At 36.6% G+C, this 579-nt stretch carries 1 protein-coding gene; it reads right to left on the bottom strand.

What is annotated here, in order from left to right:
* Positions 1-133 precede the first annotated feature (133 nt).
* A complete protein-coding gene (locus tag CWB65_RS05080) occupies positions 134-439 on the bottom strand; it encodes a hypothetical protein (protein ID WP_008127173.1) in 306 nt (101 codons plus the stop codon).
* Positions 440-579: the final 140 nt, after the last annotated feature.

Genomic DNA, 579 nt, shown 5'->3' on the forward strand with positions numbered 1-579 from the left:
ATAGTGAGTATTTCACCGAGATTTCCTTGCTTGCTAACGCCCTAATAACGGGCAAAAAATTGTTGGCTAAAATGTTGAGGAACGAAAACAGCCAACTGTTTTTTGTCCTGTTAATTTGTTTGTTATGCGTACATTACTGTAAATATGCTAGGGCTAATTGTAGCAATACCACTGCACCCATTAAGTACATATTAAATAATCTAAATTTTTCGAACCGTCTTACTTTTTCATCGGCTACGGTTGAAAAAAATCCTGTTTTAAGTGATTCGCTTAAATTTGCATTTGTAACAGACCACTGAGAACCACCTAAAGAGGTATGAGATAATTTTTCCCATTCTTCTGGGTAGGTATAAGATAAATACTTACACATATCTTTGAATTTTTTTATTTGAACAAAAACAAGCATAGATAAAAAAATTAAAGGGATAAAACTTTCCATTTACCTGAAACCTCCTGTACGCATAACGCATAAATCAGCGGCAGCTTTATGCTGTCCGCTGGGTTTTCTTGATACTCATTGAGCCTCCTCCCCAGCATCGCGATTATTCGCTACGCTGAAAAGGCAACCAACCTTACAGG

It is taken from the genome of Pseudoalteromonas sp. S554, assembly GCF_005930865.1.
Lineage (GTDB): Bacteria > Pseudomonadota > Gammaproteobacteria > Enterobacterales > Alteromonadaceae > Pseudoalteromonas > Pseudoalteromonas marina.